Annotated in this window: 13 protein-coding genes; 8 read left to right on the forward strand and 5 right to left on the reverse strand. The window is 42.4% G+C overall.

Annotated elements, in window-relative coordinates; genetic code table 11:
• The first annotated feature begins 9 nt into the window (after nucleotides 1-9).
• The 7 genes from nanU (at nucleotide 10) to AC04Q1_RS19310 (ending at nucleotide 10030) form a co-directional block, all read left to right on the forward strand.
• Nucleotides 10-1551: a SusD family outer membrane lipoprotein NanU gene (gene nanU / locus AC04Q1_RS19280; RefSeq protein ID WP_478366199.1), complete on the forward strand. Its 1542-nt coding sequence runs from the start codon at nucleotides 10-12 to the stop codon at nucleotides 1549-1551.
• A gap of 182 nt (nucleotides 1552-1733) precedes the next feature.
• Nucleotides 1734-2681 (forward strand): dihydrodipicolinate synthase family protein, encoded by a 948-nt coding sequence (locus tag AC04Q1_RS19285; protein ID WP_478366200.1) that lies wholly within the window; start codon nucleotides 1734-1736, stop codon nucleotides 2679-2681.
• 128 nt (nucleotides 2682-2809) lie between these two features.
• The gene (locus AC04Q1_RS19290) at nucleotides 2810-3967 is read left to right on the forward strand and encodes a hypothetical protein (RefSeq protein ID WP_478366201.1); all 1158 of its coding nucleotides are present in this window, start codon (nucleotides 2810-2812) and stop codon (nucleotides 3965-3967) included.
• Nucleotides 3964-5193: an MFS transporter gene (locus AC04Q1_RS19295; protein WP_478366202.1), complete on the forward strand. Its 1230-nt coding sequence runs from the start codon at nucleotides 3964-3966 to the stop codon at nucleotides 5191-5193. The genes AC04Q1_RS19290 and AC04Q1_RS19295 overlap by 4 nt, the downstream gene beginning before the upstream one ends.
• Nucleotides 5194-5204: 11 nt before the next feature.
• Nucleotides 5205-6758, forward strand: coding sequence for an exo-alpha-sialidase (locus tag AC04Q1_RS19300; protein ID WP_478366203.1), 1554 nt, complete (start codon nucleotides 5205-5207; stop codon nucleotides 6756-6758).
• Between the two features lie 6 nt (nucleotides 6759-6764).
• A complete protein-coding gene (locus AC04Q1_RS19305; protein WP_478366204.1) occupies nucleotides 6765-8837 on the forward strand; it encodes a GDSL-type esterase/lipase family protein in 2073 nt (690 codons plus the stop codon).
• A gap of 5 nt (nucleotides 8838-8842) precedes the next feature.
• Nucleotides 8843-10030: an AGE family epimerase/isomerase gene (locus AC04Q1_RS19310; protein WP_478366205.1), complete on the forward strand. Its 1188-nt coding sequence runs from the start codon at nucleotides 8843-8845 to the stop codon at nucleotides 10028-10030.
• Between the two features lie 127 nt (nucleotides 10031-10157).
• Here the strand turns inward: AC04Q1_RS19310 and AC04Q1_RS19315 are convergent, their stop codons facing one another.
• From AC04Q1_RS19315 to AC04Q1_RS19335, 5 genes are all read right to left on the reverse strand, one after another.
• Nucleotides 10158-12680, reverse strand: coding sequence for a multicopper oxidase domain-containing protein (locus tag AC04Q1_RS19315; RefSeq protein WP_478366206.1), 2523 nt, complete (start codon nucleotides 12678-12680; stop codon nucleotides 10158-10160).
• A gap of 98 nt (nucleotides 12681-12778) precedes the next feature.
• Nucleotides 12779-13105 carry a hypothetical protein gene (locus AC04Q1_RS19320; protein ID WP_478366207.1) on the reverse strand — a complete coding sequence of 109 codons (327 nt, stop codon included), beginning with the start codon at nucleotides 13103-13105 and terminating at the stop codon, nucleotides 12779-12781.
• A gap of 214 nt (nucleotides 13106-13319) precedes the next feature.
• Nucleotides 13320-14885, reverse strand: a complete 1566-nt coding sequence (locus AC04Q1_RS19325; protein ID WP_478366208.1) for an FAD-dependent monooxygenase — start codon at nucleotides 14883-14885, stop codon at nucleotides 13320-13322.
• Between the two features lie 41 nt (nucleotides 14886-14926).
• The gene (locus AC04Q1_RS19330; protein WP_478366209.1) at nucleotides 14927-15745 is read right to left on the reverse strand and encodes a helix-turn-helix domain-containing protein; all 819 of its coding nucleotides are present in this window, start codon (nucleotides 15743-15745) and stop codon (nucleotides 14927-14929) included.
• Nucleotides 15746-15868: 123 nt separating this feature from the next.
• The gene (locus AC04Q1_RS19335; RefSeq protein WP_478366210.1) at nucleotides 15869-16384 is read right to left on the reverse strand and encodes a DUF1569 domain-containing protein; all 516 of its coding nucleotides are present in this window, start codon (nucleotides 16382-16384) and stop codon (nucleotides 15869-15871) included.
• A 138-nt stretch (nucleotides 16385-16522) separates the two neighbouring features.
• Here AC04Q1_RS19335 and AC04Q1_RS19340 point away from each other — a divergent pair, with 138 nt between their 5' ends.
• Nucleotides 16523-17719, forward strand: a complete 1197-nt coding sequence (locus tag AC04Q1_RS19340) for a serine hydrolase domain-containing protein (RefSeq protein WP_478366211.1) — start codon at nucleotides 16523-16525, stop codon at nucleotides 17717-17719.
• Nucleotides 17720-17837: the final 118 nt, after the last annotated feature.

The raw sequence follows: 17837 nt of genomic DNA on the forward strand, positions 1-17837 counted from the left end.
TGATCAAATATGAAAACGATATTTAGAAATATAGTGGTAATGTTAAGCCTGTCTGGCTTGATCTTTACCGGATGTAAAAATGAGCTGGATTTAAGTCCGGTGAGCAGTTTAAGCGATGCAAGCTATTGGCAGACCGCAGATCAGTTTGATGCTTTTGTGAACGGAGTATATACCCGTTTTAGAAGTCATAATTCCAGTTTCCAATATTTGGGGGAATTGCGGTCAGACATTTTTGGTACCGATCCGGGTTCTACAGCTACTTTTACCGGTGAGGCCACGCAAGGTTTAGAGCGGATGTGGCTGCAAACTCTCGATGCCGATAATTCGGGCGTAAGTGGCTTTGGTGGTTTTTATACGAATATCAATCAGATCAATCTGCTGATTCAGAAATTGAACGAAAGCAGCATTTTGCCAGATGCCAAAAAGAAAAACTATTTGGGTATGGCCTATGGTTTACGTGCTTTTTATTATTTCCAGATGTACCGGACCTGGGGCAAAACCATTATCCAAACCGAACCTACCACAGCTGTTGATGTATCGAACCTGGCCAAGGCAGCTTCGAGTGAGGCTGATGTAATGGCATTGATCAAAGCCGATATAGATCTGTCCAACTCAAACTTCGGAACAAGTTATGCCTTTGATGCCAAGAACAAAAAAGGATTTTGGTCTAAGGCTGCAACCCAGATGTTAAAAGCAGAAGTTTATCTGTGGAACGCCCATAGGAATGGTGGTTTGGCGGATGCTACAACAGCGAAAACGGCATTAACCGACATACAGGCAAATGTTACGCTGTCGCTATTGCCGAATTTTGCAGATGTTTTCTCGACAACCAATAAAGATAATAATGAAATTATATGCTCATCTAAAAACAAATTAGACGAGGCAACATTGGGTTTTATTGGTAATTATGTTCCACAAACAGGCTTAATTGTTAATTTTTACGATTCGGTAGGCAACCGTAAATTTGATGTGGTAACTGATAATTACGGGGGCTTATTAAGGGCACCTACTAAAATTGCGACTTACCGCAAGTTTAGTAACTCCGATCTTCGAAAAAACCAATCCATTCAAGCCGCCTATACAAAAAATACAACTGGAGCCTACGTAATCGCAGGTGCTTTCCTGAAGAAATATCAAGGCGAGCAGAATGCAGGCAACAGGGTGTATACTAACGATTACATCATTTACAGATATGCAGACCTGCTGCTATTGCTGGCAGAGGCGAAAGTACTATTGGGCGAAAGCCCTGTTGCTGAAATCAATTTGGTTAGGGCGAGGGCTTATGGCGCAAATTACAATTCGGCTACTTTGGGTTATCCAAACCAAACGGTTGATATAAATGCAAATGAAGCCATATTAAAAGAACGTTTTTTCGAATTTATAGGAGAGGGCAAACGCTGGTACGATTTAAGGCGGATGGGGGATAGCTTTGTTTATGAATTTACTCCGGTTACTGCAGCAACGACGTATAAGTTATTGTGGCCTTTAGACCGGAGCACGCTTACCAATAACAGGGCTTTGGTGCAAAATCCAGGTTATCCCGTTTTTTAAATCAAGCGAACGTCATTTCGACTGAAGTGCAACTATTGCGATCGAAATGACGATTCCTGGCAAGCTGCCGAAACGCTTTACCATATATTTAAATAGGCCTTCGACGGGCTCAGGATGACAATTCTATTAGGATTTGATTGCCGCTCTTAATACTATTATATTAAATTATACAAATACACACTATGTTAAATACTAAATTACAAGGGCTCATCGCTGCGCCATTTACGCCGTTTGATCAGGATGGCGAATTAAATCTGGAGCTAATTCCGAAATACTATCAATTTTTAAAACAGAACGGTATTAAAGGTGCCTTTATCTGTGGTTCAACCGGCGAAGGGGTATCACTAACCCGTGATGAAAAAATGGAAGTGGCCGAAGCGTGGGCGGCAGCAGGTAAAAATGATATCGGTTTTAAAGTAATGACCTTGCTTGGTGGCACCTGTCTGGCCGACTGTAAGGCACTGGCAAGACATGCGGCAGAAATTGGCCTGTATGGTGTGTCGTTTACCGCTCCATCTTATTTCAAGCCCTCAAATGTTTCAGTTTTGGCCGAAATGTGTGCAGAAATCGCTGCTGAAGTTCCCGAAATGCCTTTTTATTATTATCATATTCCGGTATTAACAGGGGTAAACGTCAATATGATTGATTTACTGAAAGCTGTTGATGGTAAAATACCAAACTTTGCTGGCGTGAAATATACCCATGAAGATTTTATGGACTTTCTTTCCTGTATGAGTTTCAAAAACAATAAATATGATATGCTTTGGGGCCGCGATGAGAATATGCTCTCTGCACTTGTTTTAGGTTCCCGGGGGGCTGTTGGTAGCACCTTTAACTATCTTAGCCCCTTGTACATCCAATTAATTGAAGCTTTTGAACAAAACGACCTGAAAACGGCGGCTGCACTGCAGCAACAATCAATAGATTTTATCCGCTTATTAGGAAAATATGGAGGAATTGCGACCGGTAAAGCGTATATGAAACTGATTGGTTTAGATTGTGGCGAATTTAGGCTCCCGGTTAAAAACATGGATGCTGTAGCGTTTAAACACTTTAAGGCAGAGGTTGAAAATCTAGATTTTCAGACTTTTAAATCGAAGGATTTTTTAGCCACGGATAGCCATAGATAAACACGGATTTTTATCTGTGTGCATCCTTTGTATCTGTGGTTAAATCATGCTTACCTGAGTGGGGCAACCTAATGAAATTGAAAGCAACAAGTAATGGTTATCTTTATTTGTGCCCAAATTAAATATGAATGAAAAACTTTATTTTATACCTTACTTTCTTGCTTACATCTATTCTATCACCAGAATTATCGGCACAGAACCAGCCGATTAAAAATATCGACTGGAGCGTTGTGGCCACGATACCACCTGCTTCTAAGCAAACATCTGCTATTGGTGTGGCTGGGGCCATTTCAGGTACCTATAATCACATCCTGCTCATCGCGGGCGGAACAAATTTCCCTGCCGGGATGCCATGGAACGGGGGAAAAAAGAAATATTACGATGATATTTTTCTATATCTTAAAACTAAAGATAATTTGCGTTTAATCACCGCTGGCAAGACATTAAAATTACCTTTCAATCTGGCTTACAGTGCCGTTTGCAGTACCTCACAGGGAATTGTTGTAGCCGGCGGGGAAAACGAAAACGGACTGAGCAAAAAGGTATTGATCTTAAACTGGCAAAATGAACAATTGCATATTAATTTTCTTCCCGATTTACCAAATACATTAACCAATGCAGCCCTCGCCGTGATTGGGGAGGTAATTTATCTGGCAGGAGGGGAAACAGAAAGCGGAGCAACAGATCATTTTTTATCCCTTGATTTGGCAAATCAGCAAGAGGGTTGGAAAAAAATGAACAATCTGCCTCATCCTGTATCCCATACAGTGCTCTTGCATCCTGCAAATGGCAACGAAATTTTCCTGATCGGAGGGCGCAAACGAAATCCCGGAGATACCAGTACCATATATAAAGATGTATCGGCCTTTGATCTGGAAAAAGGATTATGGAAGGAAAAACAGCCTTTACCTTATACCTTATCGGCCGCTTCGGGAATTAGCATTGGAAAAGACCTTTTTATCATCAGCGGCGATTTAGGCGAAACCTTTCATCAGGCAGAAAAGCTGATTGCAGAAATTGACATGGAAAAAGACCCTGTAAAAAAAGAAAGATTGAACCAGCAGAAAATTAAAGTCCAGGCCGGTCATCCTGGATTTAGCAGGTCTGTATTGAAATACGACGCGGCGCAAAATGTCTGGTCAACCTTAAAAGGGATATTGCCATATGGTACGGTTACTACAAATGCAGTGCATTTAGATCAGGAAGTAATTATTGCAGGAGGGGAAATAAAAGCGGGTGTGAGAACCCCCAATATTTTACAGGGCAGATTAAAATCAAACAAATGAGAGAAAAAAGATATGCATGGGTGGTAGTTGGCTTGCTTTGGTTTGTGGCCCTGTTAAATTATATGGACCGCCAAATGCTTTCGACCATGAAACCTGCTATGCAAATGGATATTACCGAGCTGAAATCGGCCACTAACTTTGGCTACCTCATGGCCATTTTTCTGTGGATATACGGTTTAATGAGCCCGTTGTCGGGCATAATTGCCGATAAATTAAACCGCAAATGGTTAATTGTAGGTAGTCTGCTGGTATGGTCGCTGGTTACTTTTTTAATGGGTTATGCCACCACATTCAATCAGATTTATTGGTTAAGGGCATTGATGGGTATAAGTGAAGCATTATATATTCCTGCTGGTTTATCACTGATTGCCGATTACCACAGTTCGAAAACAAGATCAGTTGCCATTGGTATCCACATGACCGGGCTTTACATGGGGCAGGCTTTAGGCGGTTTTGGTGCCACCATTGCTTCTAAATTTTCCTGGCAGGCCACTTTTCATTCTTTTGGTTTTGTAGGCATTGTTTACGCCATGGTACTGGTATTCTTTTTAAGAGAAAAAAAGCAAGTGGCTTTACCTGAAAGTGAATCCATTAGGGTTAAACCCCCTTTGTTTAAAGGTTTGGCGCTTTTGTTCAGCAATATATCTTTCTGGGTAATCCTGATCTATTTTGCCATTCCGAGCTTACCGGGTTGGGCTACCAAAAACTGGCTTCCTACTCTGTTTGCCAATAATTTAGGGATCGATATGGCTCAGGCCGGACCTATTTCTACTATTACCATCGCTGCCTCCTCATTTTTAGGGGTGATTTTTGGTGGTATCTTATCCGACAGGTGGGTGCAGAAAAACATTAAGGGGCGCATTTATACCAGCGCCATTGGTCTGGGTTTAACCATCCCATCTTTATTGCTTATTGGTTTTGGCCATTCACTGTTCAATATCATTGGTGCGGCTTTTTGCTTTGGTTTTGGTTATGGGATGTTCGATGCCAACAATATGCCCATCCTTTGCCAGTTTGTATCCTCAAAATACAGGGCCACGGCCTATGGGATAATGAACATGACAGGCGTTTTTGCGGGCGCTTTTATTACCGATTTATTGGGCAAATCAACCGATTCGGGAAGCCTGGGTAAAGATTTCGCCATGCTGTCTATAATTGTTTTTATTGCCCTGATGATCCAACTTTATTTCCTGCGTCCAAAATTTAACGATTTTGAAGACGCTTAATACAACAAATTATGAAATACATTAAAACAAGCATAAGATTAAGTTTGCTGCTCATACTCGCTACATTTACCTTGCAGGCTGCGGCGCTAAAAGGAATAACTGTTACAGCTTCCTCGCCTGTGGTTCCGGTTTTAAAAGGATTGGATGCAAATCCGCTTTTGCGTGTGCTGATCTATATCCCTGCAGGAGAGAAGGAAATTTCCTTTAAAAAAATAACAGCTATGCTCAGTTCTGCAGCGCTTCAATCAATCGAAAAAATTGATGTTTATTTTACCGATCAGGAGCCACTCTTTGCAGCCAAGAATAAACTCATTACGTTGAATCCTACAACTGCAATTTTGAGTTTTGATCTGAATCTTAAACTCAAACCGGGGATGCATTACCTTTGGTTTAGCGCTAAACTTAAAGAACTGGCTGATATCGATTCGAAAATCGAATTTCATGTTAACCAGATTGAAGACACGAATGCTAAAAAATACCCGGTGATTGAAGAGGGGCAGGGTTATGTTAAAAGATTGGGCATTGCCGTAAAGAAAGGGGGCGATCAGGGCATCAATACCTTCCGTATCCCAGGTATTGCCACTACAGACAAAGGTTCGTTGATTACGGTATATGATGTTCGTTATAAAAACTCCGGCGATCTGCCAGGAAACATCGATGTAGGGATGAGCAGAAGCACCGATGGCGGTAAAAGCTGGGAACCGGTGAAAGTAATTATGGATATGGGCGAACCAAACGAAAACAATGGCGTTGGAGATCCGGCTGTGCTTTTCGATCCGGTTACGAAGAAAATCTGGGTGGCTGCATTGTGGAGCAAGGGTAACCGTTCTATAGCAGGATCTAAACCTGGCTTGAGTGAAGATATTACCGGTCAGTTGGTGCTGGTAAGCAGCGATGATGATGGATTAACCTGGTCTGCACCCAGAAGTATTACCAAAGATGTTAAAGACCCTGCATGGAACCTGTTTTTTAACGGACCAGGCAGTGGTATCGCCATGACCGATGGCAAATTGGTTTTTGCCGCACAGTACTGGGACGAACATGCCATGCCTTATTCTACACTGTTGTACAGTGCCGATCATGGATTGACCTGGAAAACTGAAGATGGCCCCAAACCAAATACGACCGAAAGCCAGATTATCGAAACCACACCAGGTGTTTTAATGCTGAATATGCGTGATAACCGGGGAAGTTTTAGAAGCGTTGCCACAACAGCCGACCTGGGCAAAACCTGGACAGAACACCATACTTCGTATAATGCCCTCCAGGATCCGGTTTGTATGGCCAGCTTGATCAAAGCCAATGTACTGGTAAAAGGCAGGCAGAAAGAAGTGGTGTTTTTCGGCAACGATAATACCCAGGCCAACCGTTACAACTTAACCATTAAAGCCAGTTTAGACCTTGGTGAAAGCTGGAACAGGAAAAACGAACTTTTGGTTGATGACAGAAAGTTTTTTGGTTACTCCGCGCTCACTAAAATTGATGACCAGACCATTGGCTTCTTTTATGAGGGCTGGAAAGATTTATATTTTGTACGCATTCCGGTCAGCGAAATTGTAAAATAAAACTTTATGAAAGCTTTGTTCGGTATCATCACCATGCTGGTCTTATTGATCGGCGGCAATACTTATGCGCAAAAAATAAAGGTGGCCTGTATCGGAAATTCCGTAACTGCAGGTTATTTATTAACCAGGCCAGAGAAAGAATCTTATCCCGCACAATTGCAACAGCTTTTGGGTAGTCCATATCTGGTGGGTAATTTCGGACATAGCGGGGCCACATTATTAAAGAAAGGGCACAACCCTTATTTTAAAACCAAAGCATTCAAAGATGCTTTAAGTTTTAGCGCCGATATTGCCATTATCCACCTCGGTTTAAATGATACCGATCCCCGTAACTGGCCAAATTATAAAGACGGTTTTCAGCCAGACTATCAATGGCTCATTGATAGCCTGAAACAAGAAAATCCAAAGCTTAAAATTTATCTCTGCAAATTGAGCCCTATTTTTAGTGGCCATCCCAGGTTTAAATCTGGTACGCGCGATTGGTATTGGCAGATCCAGGATAAAATTGAACAGATTGCCAAGGTGAACAGTCTCGAACTCATCGATCTAAATATGGCTTTGAACAATCGCCCGGAACTTTTTGGCGATAACCTACACCCTGATGTTGCAGGCGCAGGCATAATTGCCAAAACTATTTATGGACATCTCACGGGTAATTTTGGCGCTTTTAAATTGAATGCGCTGTTTGCCGATCACATGGTCTTGCAGCGCGATGAGCCAATTCCTGTTTATGGAACGGGAAATGCTGGCGATGAAATAGAAGTTCAGTTCAATCAGATTACCCAACGTGCCATAACCGACCGTAATGGCAGGTGGAAAGTGTTTTTTAAACCGATGAAATTTGGCGGGCCTTATACACTAAAAGTTAATGCAGGCCAACATCGTGTTTTATTAAAGGATATAATGATTGGTGATGTATGGTTATGTGCAGGGCAGTCGAATATGGCCTTTCCGTTAAAATCATCGGCTACGGCCCAGGCTACATTAAATCATTTAAATAAAAATCTTCCCATACGGGTGCTGAAGTATAACCTGTTGGCCGAAACGGATAACCTCGCCTGGGATGAAAAAACATTACAGCAGATCAACGAACTTAATTATTTCTCCGGTACCTGGGTAAAAACGGACGAAAATACAATAGCTGATTTTTCGGCAGTTGCCTATTATTTTGGTGAAAAGCTCGCTTTAACTGAGAAAATCCCGATAGGATTGATTCAAATGGCCGTTGGTGGCTCAACGCTCGAATCGTGGATAGACCGCAAAACACTGGAACAGGATGATTTACTGGTCGATTTGTCAGCTAACTGGCGTAAATCTGATTTTATCCAGGACTGGGTGCGTGGCAGGGCAGATGTGAACCTTAAAAATGCAATCAATCCAAAACAGCGGCATCCTTACGGACCTGCCTACAACTACGAAGCGGGTATTTCAAATCTGATCGGCTTTCCGATTAAAGGGGTAATCTGGTACCAGGGAGAAAGCAATGCACATTATGTCGAACTCTTTAACCACGAATTCCCGTTGCTGGTAAAAAGCTGGCGCGAAAAATGGCAGCATAATTTTCCGTTTTACTATGTTCAGCTTTCTTCGATCGACCGCCATTCCTGGCCATATTTTAGAGATGCACAACGAAAACTCGAAATGGTTATTCCGAATTCGGGAATGGCAGTAAGTTCCGACCTGGGCGATTCGCTCAATGTTCATCCCATCCATAAAAAAGAAATCGGCGAACGACTGGCTTTACTGGCCCTGAAAAATACCTATCATAAAAATATTGAGGAACGTGGTCCGGTGGTGGTGAAAGCGGTAACCAGACAAAATACCATCATCATTACCTTCAGCCACGCCAAAAAACTAATGCCTGGTACAGGTTCAGTGTTGCATGGCTTTGAAGTAGAAGACGACAGGGGAAATCGCCATTTCGTGAATGCAGCTGTTTTTAATAATGAAGTGCGTTTAACTGTACCCCGTCAATTTAAGATAAGGCGGGTTTTATATGCCTGGCAACCCTTTACCAGGGCCAATTTAATTAACGAAGCTATGCTGCCAGCTTCAACATTTTCTATTTCTATACCCTAAATAATATGAGTTATACTACTGAAGAACTGCAAAATCTGGCAGCATTTTATAAAAATCAGTTGCTAAATGATACAGTGCCCTTTTGGTTTCCAAGATCGATTGACCGGGAACATGGTGGTTATTTGTTTATGCGCGATCAGGACGGAAGCTTGATTGATGATGATAAGGCCGTTTGGATCCAGGGCCGGGCCGCATGGTTATTATCTACGCTTTATAATACCATCGAACCAAAACAGGAATGGCTTGATGGCGCAAAATCTGGAATCGATTTTTTAAACCGGCATTGTTTTGATACCGATGGACAGATGTTTTTTCATGTAACCCGTAATGGGCAGCCGATCCGTAAAAGACGCTACTATTTTTCTGAAACTTTTGCAGTAATTGCAAATGCAGCCTATGCAAAAGCAAGTGGAGATGAAAAGGCAGCCGAAAAAGCCCGGTACCTGTTTGGGAAATGTATCGAATATGCCACTACCCCAGGTTTACTACCTGCAAAGTTTACCAACACCCGTCCGTCAAAAGGCATTGGTGTACCGATGATTATGATGAATACCGCACAACAGTTGAGGGAAACCATTGGAGACCCGCGCTGCGACGAATGGATTTCGACCTGGATTGAGGAAATCAAAAACGACTTTGTGAAAGATGATATACAATGTGTAATGGAACAGGTGGCACCAGATGGGTTCATCATCGACCATATTGATGGCAGGACCTTAAACCCCGGTCATGCAATAGAAGGTGCCTGGTTTATCCTCCATGAGGCAAAATACCGGAAAAACGATCCTGAATTGATAAAGCTGGGTTGTAAAATGCTCGATTACATGTGGGAACGTGGTTGGGACAAAGAATACGGAGGAATTTTATATTTTAAAGATGTATACAACAAACCTGTCCAGGAATATTGGCAGGATATGAAATTTTGGTGGCCGCAAAACGAAACCATTATCGCTACACTATTGGCCTATACCTTAACAGGCAATGAAAAATATGCGCGCTGGCATAAAATGGTTCACGATTATGCTTATGGTAAGTTTCATGATCAGGAAAATGGCGAGTGGTTTGGTTATCTGCACCGTGATGGTTCTGTGGCGCAAACAGCAAAGGGCAACTTATTTAAAGGACCTTTCCATTTACCACGGCAAGAATGGTATTGTGCTACATTACTTGAGGAATTAGGTTATGCGCTGTAGTCATCGGCATAATACAAATTGAATATAGCGCTGAGGTATTAAACGTTCGGTTAATCGTTTAGGGTCAGAGCTCAAATGTTAATGGTCGGTGCGACACCAACCATTAGCATTGCACTTAAGTATAGCTTTAATAATTAAAGGTGAATCCACCCCCAAGCCCCATATCACTATCATAATGGGTAGAAACTGCAAGGTATTTCGTTAGTATATACCGGAGTCCGGCAGCATACTCTTTGTCGGTATTAACCATGAAATTGGCTCGCAAACGTTTAGATACCGGTATATCTTCTCTTCCCAGTTGAAACCTCAGTTTTCCATTACCGTCTATTCTGGCGTCGGCAACCAGCAACATGGGTAGGGTATAGGCAATACCGGCAACAATTGTTTTTCTGTTTTTTTTGTTGCTGAGCTGACCGAACATGTTGCGTTCATCACGTCCAAAGATATTTTTTTCATCAGGATTGAATTTTTTGTAATGGTAATCGAAACCTACATAGGGGAATAACCATTGATTTCGGCCAATGTACCTGCCGAGCATGGTTTCGCTTTCGTATCCCATCATGGCACTGGTACCCAAATGCCACATGGTATTGAGCGACCAGCGGGTTTGCGCCAACATCAACTGTCCGTCGCTGCCACTGCTCTCTATGCCCACGCGGCCCATTAGGTGTGGCATCCGGTCGTCCCAGAACAATTTGCGTTGGGCCAGTTTTGGATTGGGTACGTCAGGGTTGGGTGCAGAATTTTCATAGCTGAATACACGGCCCATTCCGCTCATCATGTGGTATAAAATGTGGCAATGGAAAAACCAGTCTCCCCCGGCCTCCGATGCAGCAAATTCAATGGTATCCCTTTCCATAGGCATAATATCGAGTACATTTTTCATTGGTGCATAGTCGCCCTGCCCGTTAATTACCCTAAAATCGTGGCCATGTAAGTGCATGGGATGACGCATCATACTGTTGTTATACAGGATGATTCTTAAGTTTTCTCCCTTTTTGATCAGAATCTTATCTGATTCTGAAACGGTTTTATTATCTAATGTCCACACATAGCGGTTCATGTTACCTGTAAGATCGAATTTTAGCGTTCTTACCGGGCCTTTTGGCAAAGTCGTTTTGTTGGGCGCGCGTAACATATTGTAATTGAGGGTAACGATGCCGGCTAATTCTGCTTCCATATTCATGCTCGGCATATCATCGGTTTTTGTCGTTTTTGTGCTGTTTTCATGCCCTGTAATTTCAGGATACATTACGGCGTTCATGTCCATGGTCTGGTTCTGCATTTTCATGCCCTTCATTTCTACCATGTTTCCGTTCATATCCATCATACCGTTCATCATTTTCATGCCCTCGAAATATTTGAGTTTTGACATTTTTCCTGCCGGTATCTTTTCGCCCTTGCCAAGCCATAATGATGCAGATTTGGTTCTGTCTTCGGGGATGACTAAAAACTCATAACTTTTGTTTTCAGGAATGGTGACCACCACATCATAAGTTTCTGATACTGCAATAATCAGCCGGTCTACGGCTACGGGTTCTACATCATTCCCATCGGTTGCAACCACGGTTATCTTTCCGCCAGCATATTTAAGCCAGAAATAAGACGATGCCCCGACATTGGCAATACGTAGCCTCACTTTATCGCCTGCCTTAAATTGGGGATAGGTATCTTCATTTTGCCCATTAATCAGGAATTTATCATAATAAACGTCACTTACATCCATGGCATTCATTCTTTTCCACTCATTGGCGACCTTGGTTTTGAAATTGCCTGCACGGATGGCCTCCGCATAACTTTGCGTAGTACCCTTTTGAATAGAAAACCAATCGGTAGCCGCATGTAAACTCCGCTGTACTTCCATGGGGTTCATATTGGTCCATTCGCTCAATACCAGCGGGATGGAGGGGATATTCCATTCCTCCTTTTTTTTGATGATTAGTGCACCATACATGCCAATTTGTTCCTGAAGTGCGGTATGACTATGATACCAATGCGTACCATTCTGCACAATCGGGAATTTGTAAAGGTGTGTTGTACCCGGTTTAATTGGCATCTGTGTCATATTGGGTACACCATCGTATCGGTTTGGCAAAAAAAGCCCGTGCCAATGCAAAGAGGTTTCTTCCTTTAAATTGTTGTGTACATAAATTTCTGCAGTATCACCTTCGGTAAAGGTGAGGGTAGGCATAGGGATGCTTCCGTTTACGGCAATGGCATGTTTTGGTTTGCCTGCGTAGGTTACGGTAGTATCTGCAACAAATAAATCATAGCGTACTGTTTGGGGAGGGTTCACCGCTGTCAGGGTTTTGATTAGCCCCAGGTCTGCTTTTGCTTTTTTGATGTTATCCAGCGTCGTGGAATTACCGTCCATATCCATGCCGCCCATATTATCCGTTTTTTGATGCTCCCTGCCTGGCATATCCAGGTGTCCGGTTTTGCTTTTTGGTGCATTTTCCTCTTTTGAAATCAGTTTCATGCCGCATTTTGGACATTTACCTGCTTTGTCAGCTACCACCTCCGGATGCATCGGGCAAGTATATTTTACAGCAGCTGGTTTTTCCTGTGCTGGCATTTTCATGCCTTTCATATCCTGGGCAGAAACCACCGTTGCGCAGCTCATTAAAATGCTGAATATTATCTTTTTCATCTGTTTATCATTAATGTTTTAAAAATTATTCCGTGGCAAAGCCACCTGTTTCTATTTTCTTCAGCTCTTCTTAAAGACGAGCTGCGATAACATTAATCCTACAGTTGAAAACTTTGGATCGATACCCTGATATCGGGATGTGGCAGGTAATAACGGTGTTGCTCAATCTGATGCGCTTTTATAGGAATAGTTATTCTTTCGGAAAACGTACAATGGCTTAGATGAATGGGAATTAATGCAGGAGCTACACTATTTATTTTTGTATCATCAGGTAACAGTTTAACCTGAACAAGAAGATTGTTGGATATGGTTTTACAACAGGAAGCTTCTTTTTCAATCACTTTTGCGAGACTGTTTTTGATTGAACCCTCAAAATTGATTTTGTGGTGAGCCCCGCCAAGATGTTGATGTATAACTTTATCCATAAATATGGAGCAGCCGAAACCAACTATGGTATTGAACAGGAATACAACAAGAAGGAATAGTGCCTTAGCTTTCATCGCATCACAAACCTATAGAAATCTACATCAGGAAGTTTATATAATTTTTGGTAAATCTTATATCATTATCTGAGGAAAGAAGAAAGAAAGGAAGGTAGCGCTAATTTGTCGGGCCGACAGATTAGCGCAAGGGTGTGGGTTAATTTTTTATTGTTTGATCTTTGGAATTGACAGTGAACCAGCGGGCAATAGCCTGATAAAGATCGTTATCGTCGGGTGTTTCATCAGTAGCCCAGGCGATAATGCCATCAGGACGTATTAATAAGGCGCTTAGTCCAAGTTGTTCTATCGCAGGGCCAGCAATGTATTTAATTTGATCACTATATCCATCTGCGTAACTTTTAAGCGAAGCATTCTCCTTAAAATCAAGCAGGATCCCCTTGCCATCACGCATCAGCTCACCAATTTTGCTGCCGTTTTCCAGTTCAAAATTTGGCGCGCTATGGCCTGTTAAAGGGTGGTGCCCATCGAGTTGGTAATGGGTATTAATGCCCCATACCCGTGCAGCAAAATAGGTGGCACCATCGCGGGTGTTCATCAGGTCGCGAAAAATGGCGTTCAGTGCCCGGGCATGAGGGTTTGGTTTCATAATGGCCACCTGTGCGCGCGACCAGTCCAAAACCTGTTCGCCAATGGGGTAGCGTTCAGTATAATAGCTGTCAAGTAAACCTTTGGGGGCTTTTTCATGTATAGTTGCGGCAAGTTTCCAGCCGAGGTTCATGGCATCGCCCAATCCAAGGTTAAGTCCCTGGCCACCCAACGGCGCATGAATGTGTGCTGCATCACCTGCCAAAAGTATTCGCCCGTTGCGGTAACTTGTGGCTTGTCTCGCGCGGTCGGTCCAGGTGGTGGCAATGTGCAGTTCACTAACCGTAATATCGGTATTCGATACCCGGCGCAATACGGCTTGTATATGTTCGCGCGTGATCGGTTTTTTGGAATGATGAAATGCCCCATGATCAAAATCCTGAATGATTACATAACCCGGTTGAGATTGCAGATACATACCTGTTGGGGTAACATTGCGGCCGGGGCTAAGTTTTTCAGGATCTAAAAGATCAACTTTAGTCGTATAACCCGTAAATTCCGGCTCCGTGCCCGCGAATTCGAAACCACCTGCTTTGCGTACAATACTTCGGCTTCCATCACAGCCTACAAGCCATTTACCCTGAAAAGACTGACCGCCAGATTGAACCGTTACGCCGTCATCGGTTTGATGAAAATCTGTAATCGCTTGTCCACGCCTGATGGTTACACCCAATGCTTCTGCGCGGCGGCTGAGTACCGTTTCCAGTTCCTCCATTTCAGAAATTAAACTGGTTTGGGTTGCACCTTTCAGGCGGTATTTCCACTGTGCGGTGTCGACATGGTCAGTGTAAAATACAATGCCAGCAAAATGTCCTCCCTGACTACGGCTTCCTTGTTGTAAGTGTGGATTTTTAAGGCGTTTATGGATCTCCAGGTCCGTTAGCAGGCCACGGCGGTGAAGCGCTTCAATAGTAGGCGCATTAAGACCTCTGATGCCGAAAGGAAGTTGCTTTAAAGGAGAGTGAGGATGCACAGCTTTTTCTAGTATCAGAACGGAGCATTTGGCCAGGGCCAGTTCGCAGGCGAGGAATAAGCCTACGGGCCCTGCGCCAGAAATGATGACATCGTAGATCAGATGATGATCTGTTGGATTATGATTTTTGATTATTGTGTTCATATTTGAATGATTGAAACACAAAATTCAGAAATGTGGACAGATTAGGCTTGTACAAACGCGACAAAGTTGTTGCTTACCAATTGTTTGCCTTTCCTGGCTTTTCGGGCGAATGCCGCTGGTGTGGTACCGCTATAACGTTTAAATTCCCTGCTGAGATGAGATTGATCTGTGTAGCCCAGTTCATGCGCCAGGCGGGAAATGTTCATTTCAGGGTTGAGCCATAAATGATTCCGTACCTGCTCAAAGCGCATTAAACCCGACACATCTTTAACCGTATAACCAGACGACTGCTTGAAGTTTCTTTCCAGCGTACGTACTGTGGTATGTGCTGCTGTTGCCACCTCGCTTACCGGGATGGTGCCTTTTGCTTCCTGCATCGCGGCCCCTGCTTTAAATAACATACTGTCTACAGCGATCTGCGCCCGCGCATTCAATAAAAACTGCTTGATCTGTTCGATGGCTTCATCTATTTTACCATTATGAACCAAATCGTTAAGCGTGGATTGAAGCCTGGCGATGGGATGCTCAAAAATGTGGACTTCTGCTTTACCGGATGGTAATCCGAGCAGATCAAATACCGTCCATGGAAAACACCTGACGGCCAGGATTTCCAAACAGTTTTTAGTATAGAAATGAACAGGTTGATTGAGCAGGCCGATCATAAATGGTGATGGCAGCGGCTGTAATATTCCATCGTAAATAACGCTACAACCGCTTCCGAAATGAAAAATAATTTCTGCATAACCATCGGGTATAACTTCGAAACCCGATGTTGCTGGCCCAAATTCTCTTTTGTTGTACCAGAAACATTTTATGGTATCCTGTAGTGCTTGAGGCGGTTCAAATTCTTGGTGCTGCATATCGAAAGGTGGGATATTTATAGCGTTATTAAAGAAAAAGGTTATTCCAAATTACAGGTTAAAAATTAAACCAGGGTTATTTTTGCTTTGGTTTATTCTTGTATTTACAAGAATCCTTGCAATTTAAGTGTTAGAAGCCGTTATTAGCCCGAATTGTTGCAAATGGTGATAAAAGTGTTTGCTGTGCCATATCAGCCATTCTTTATAGGTCATTGGTCCAAAAGCGCCATGTATCTCGGTTTTTCCCGGTTCTAAAAAGTACCGATCAAAATGATGAAGTTCTGTCATTAACTGCTGAATGGCACTATTCAGATCCGGGTGCAGTAATTTTTGCTGAGGTGTTCCGAATACTACATTCCTTGATATTTCTATATTGGTGTAAACATTGATTTGTTTGGCTTGATTTGCTTCTTCTTCCGAAACTTCACAGAAGGGCATGTATTTGCCATTAGTGTATTGAACCTGGCCTATAAGATGTTCGACCATTTGCTGGGCTGTCATTTTCCCCCAAACAGCAGATGTGTTTGCCTGAAGTTTTAGAAACAGGCTTTCCAGATATTTCCGGTTTTTTGGTTCTATTATTTCGGTTAGCGGGTTCATATGTATTGATGGTGCAGGGTTTACAGGTAGGCTTGCCATACAAATATACATCATACATGGCCATGTCTTATTGGTCTACGGAAAAGTACTTTCTGTCGATGATTATTGCTTATTCAGACCGATACTGTTTTTTCGTTATTGGAGAGCTTAAATTTGTTTCAGCAATAAAAAATTGAAATGAAAAAAATAATGATGTTCTCCATCTTGCTCAGCATGGTTTTGTGTCAGCATTTATTCGGACAATATAGCGACCCAGATAAAATAAGGGTAGAAAACGCTATTGATAGTACCATCCGCTTAAAGATGAAAGAAGCCGGGATTGTTGGTGTCGGAGCAGCAGTTATCGTCAATAAAAAAGTAATGTGGACCAAAGGATACGGATATGCTGATCTGGAAAACAGGATTCTTTTTACCCCCGCAACGGTGATGAATATTGCTTCGATCAGCAAGACCTTTACGGGTGTGTGTATGATGAAGGCCATAGAAGAAGGTAAAATATCGCTTGATGAGGATATCAATACGTACTTACCGTTTAAAATCGTCAATCCAAATTTTCCGAATGAAAAAATAACATTGAGGCAACTGGCTACACATACTTCGGGCCTTACCGACCGTATGACGTTTTATACGGATAGCAATTATTTTTATGGGGGTGCCAGACCAGAACCTTTAGGGGAATTCTTGAAAAACTATTTTTTACCAGGTGGTAAACACTATTCAAAAGATAATTTTTTAAAATCAAAGCCCGGTACTTTTCGCGATTATTGCAATTACGGAGCGGCTTTGGCTGGTTACATTGTTGAGTTGAGAACAGGGAAAACATTAAATCAATATGCCAGGCAGAACATTTTCGGGCCATTAAAAATGACAAATTCGGGTTGGAGTATGGCAGAAATTAATATAAAGAACCATGCCAGACTTTACAGAAAGGAAGGAGGGTTGATTAAGCAGGTGCCATTGTACGAAGAAATAGATTATCCGGCTGGGGATGTCCGCACTTCCGTTAATGAATTATCCAGGTTTTTTATCTGCTTATTGAATGATGGAAAATACAATGGGGTAAAAATTTTGAAAAAGCAAAGCGTAGATGAAATGCTGCGTTTTCAGTTTACAGAATCAAACAAGCCCGAAAATGTAATACCGGATAAGCTGAATTCAGGTATTTTTTGGGCAACAAAAATGGGAGGGACAAGGATCGGGCACAATGGAACGGATCCTGGTGTAAGAACGTTTATGCTCTCCGATCTGAAAAAAGAAATTGGCATCATATTATTCTTTAATACCTCACTAAGTGAAAAAGAAGAGCATATTTATTTTGATCTTTATCAGGAGATATATAAATGTGCTTTGCAGTTAAAAGAGGGGCAGCGCTGATCAGTCTAGCTCCGAATACTACACCACCGTTTATCTCCGGACCTCACCAATCTTTAAATGGTGATAGGTTTTGGCTGGTTAGTGGTTTTATCGTGTTTTTTTATTTGTCGCCTTTGAG

The organism is Pedobacter humicola, from assembly GCF_056490705.1.